Below are 900 nucleotides of genomic sequence, written 5' to 3'. Positions count from 1 at the left end.
CAGCATCAAACGATAGCATTAATTGAATCGTTATCAAGAGAGCAGAACATCGTTAAACAGCTTTGCTGTTTATTTGAAGTGCCCCGTAGTAGCTATCACTATCACCTTAAACATCGTGGTTTAGTGAGCCCCGAACGTGAAAGATTACGCCAACAGGCCATCACAATACACCGTGATAGCCGAGGTGCAGCTGGCGCGAGAACAATAGCAGGCCAGCTAAATCAGTCAGGTGAAAATGTGGGTCGCTATCAAGCAGCGAGCCTAATGAGAGAAGCTGGGCTCATCAGTAGCCAGCCCAGAAAACATCGCTATTCTGTCACCAGTGAAGACTCAAAAATAGCCCCTAACTTGTTAAAGCGTCAGTTTAATGTAGAAAAGATAAACCAGGTTTGGTGCGGTGATGTAACCTATGTGTGGTCTGGAACCCAATGGCTCTACTTAGCTGTGGTCATGGATTTATATGCCAGAAAAATAGTGGGTTGGGCTTGCTCAGATAGCCCGAATACAGATTTAACCTGTGCCGCATTGAGGATGGCATTTGAAAGTCGTGGACGGCCAATAAACGTGGTATTTCACTCCGATCAGGGTTGTCATTACAGTAGTCTTCAATATCGACAGATGCTCTGGAAATACAACATCACTCAAAGTATGAGTCGAAGAGGAAATTGTTGGGATAATGCAGTAATGGAACGATTTTTTAGAAGTTTCAAAACGGAATGGATGCCTAAGCATGGGTACAATAATGTCGATGAAGCAGAGCAAGATGTGCTGAAGTATATATTGAAGCACTACAATACAAAACGTGGGCATAGTTATAATAATTATATGACCCCAACAGCAGCTGAAAATGCTGCTTAAAGCACAACTCTTGTTTGTGTACAGATTTACTTGACCACATCA

1 protein-coding gene is annotated in these 900 nt (G+C 42.9%); it reads left to right on the top strand.

All coding sequences use genetic code 11. From position 1 onward, the window contains the following. On the top strand, positions 1–858 hold an 858-nt coding region (locus AC19MV_RS22960; RefSeq protein ID WP_498310037.1), incomplete at its 5' end, for an IS3 family transposase. Positions 859–900 lie beyond the last annotated feature (42 nt).

Source organism: Shewanella sp. MF05913, assembly GCF_059758095.1.
Note: the sequence above shows the minus strand (reverse complement) of the source record. Positions and strands in the feature narration are given on the sequence as shown.